A 1,938-nucleotide genomic window follows, 5' to 3' on the forward strand; every position below is an offset into this window, starting at 1 on the left:
CCGGCTGATCGGCGGGCTGGGTGATGACCAGCTGCTCGGCGGTGCCGGCAACGACACGTTCGTGTTCCGCGACACGCCGGGCGATGACACGATCGTCGACTTCGTATCGGGCACGGACAAGATCGACCTCAGCGCGTTCGACATCGCCGCCGAGGATGTGACCGCCGTGACGAACGGCGCGAACACGACCTTGTTCGTCAATGTCACGGGCGATCTGACGCCCGATTTCACCATCACGCTGACGAACGCGGGCCCGCCGGTGGCAAGCGACTATATTCTCTGAAGGCGGTTGGGGCGGCGCTTCGGCGCTGCCCCGGTCGGCGACAGGAAAGGGCGGTCGATCCACGCGATCGACCGCCCTTTTCACTGCGTCACGCGTCGATCAGGACGGCAGGCCCACGCGCAGGCTGGGATTGCCGTTGTTCGTGCCATTGGGGAAGAAGCCGCCGCCGTTCACATTGGCACCGGTCGCGTTGAGGTACACGATATTGTGCACCTGCTGGCTGTTGCGGCTGTAGGCGACGCCATCGCCATCGGCGAGGACGATGTTCGAGGCGCCGTTGCTGCCGGCGATCCCCTGGTCGGAGTCCCCGTTCTTGTCGAGCACGTCGCGCGCGTCGGAGATCCTGGTGGTGGCGGTCACCAGCGCCGCGGTCGACATTCCCTTGGCGTAGAGCACGGTGCGCACCAGCCCCGCATGATAGGCCTCCGCCGCCAGAATGCCCGCCGCCGCCTCCAGATACACTTTGCTCGACAGCAGCGGCGCAGCGCCCTTGTAGGCGCTCACCCCCACGTCCTCGAACAGATAGGCGCCGAGCAGGAAGTTCTCGGGCGAGGAATAGGGATTGAACGTCTCGTTCGCCCCGACCACGCCGGCAGCACGCGCCGCCGCGGTAAAGGCGCCATTGGCGTCGCCCGAGATGTTGATGTTGGGCATCGCCACGGCGGCGGATCCGAGCGCGGTGCGCAGGAAGGCGACATGCGCCGCCTCGTCGGCCGCGATCTCGCGCGCATAGGCACCAACCAGCGGATCGCCGGAAAAGTCCACCCTCGCGCCGCCGGTGACGGTCCCGCCGGCAGCGCCGCTCCCGCTCGCCGTCTGCGCCGCCGCAAGGCCGGTGCCGTTGACGGCGAAAAGATAGAATTGCGCCTCGAGATACTCGAGGTTCAGCGCGAGATTGAGGATATCGGCGTCGGTCACCGGCGCCGCCGTTGGCGTGGGCGTTGGCGTCGGGGTGGGTGTCGGCGCGAAGATATTGTCGTCATCATCGTCGAAACAGCCGGACAGCAAGGTGGCGCCAGTCAGCGCCAGCGTGCTGCCGCCCGCCACCTTGATGAAACGGCGCCGCGCCGCCCGCCGCGCGTCGGAAGCGGCGAGAATGTCGAGGGCCTTGCGATGGTCGATCATGGTCTGTGTCCCGGAAAAAGCGTGAAAAGAGCCGATGGAAGCGCAGCCACGCTCATGCGGTGGACCGGATGTTGCCGTTCACGCCATTGGGGAAGAAGCCGCCCATCGTGGCACTGGCGGCATTGAGATAGACGATGTTGAGCACCTGGCCCGTCGTTCGGCTGTAGGCGAGGCCATTGACGTTGAGCGGCGCGATATTGGACGTCAGCGTCGCGCCGCTGCCCGACGGAGCGATCCCCTGATCCGCGTCAGGCGCAATGCCGCGCACGCGATCCTCGGCCGGGCTGCCGTCCAGCGTATCGCGGGCGGTGGAGATCTTCTCCGTCGCATCGACCAGGGCGCTGACGCCCTTGGCATAAAGCGTCGTGCGGACGATCGCCGCGTGATACGCCTCCACCGCCAGGATGCCGGCGGCCGCCTCAAGGAACGTCTTGTTCGAAATCAGCGGCGCAGCGCCCTTATAGGCGGTGACGCCGACATCCTCGAAGATGAACGCGCCGAGCAGGAAGCTGTTGGGATCGGCATAGGGG

3 protein-coding genes are annotated in these 1,938 nt (G+C 66.6%); 1 reads left to right on the plus strand and 2 read right to left on the minus strand.

The window, feature by feature from the left end; genetic code table 11:
• Positions 1 to 283 (plus strand): M10 family metallopeptidase C-terminal domain-containing protein (locus tag AX702_RS23490; protein ID WP_197420662.1); only part of this gene is annotated, 283 nt, incomplete at its 5' end.
• 99 nt (positions 284 to 382) lie between these two features.
• Here AX702_RS23490 and AX702_RS17125 read toward each other — a convergent pair.
• Both AX702_RS17125 and AX702_RS17130 read right to left on the minus strand, forming a co-directional pair.
• Positions 383 to 1,408 (minus strand): ferritin-like domain-containing protein, encoded by a 1,026-nt coding sequence (locus AX702_RS17125; protein WP_066781582.1) that lies wholly within the window; start codon positions 1,406 to 1,408, stop codon positions 383 to 385.
• A 52-nt stretch (positions 1,409 to 1,460) separates the two neighbouring features.
• Positions 1,461 to 1,938, minus strand: a 478-nt coding sequence (locus AX702_RS17130; protein WP_197420663.1) for a ferritin-like domain-containing protein, incomplete at its 5' end; no start/stop codon positions are given.

Origin of the sequence: Sphingomonas sp. CCH5-D11, from assembly GCF_001557395.1 — a bacterium.
Classification (GTDB): Bacteria; Pseudomonadota; Alphaproteobacteria; order Sphingomonadales; family Sphingomonadaceae; genus Sphingomonas.

Coding starts and splice junctions, on each gene's coding strand:
- AX702_RS17125 (WP_066781582.1), bottom strand. CDS start 1,408: ATGATCGACCATCGCAAGGCCCTCGACATTCTCGCCGCTTCCGACGCG.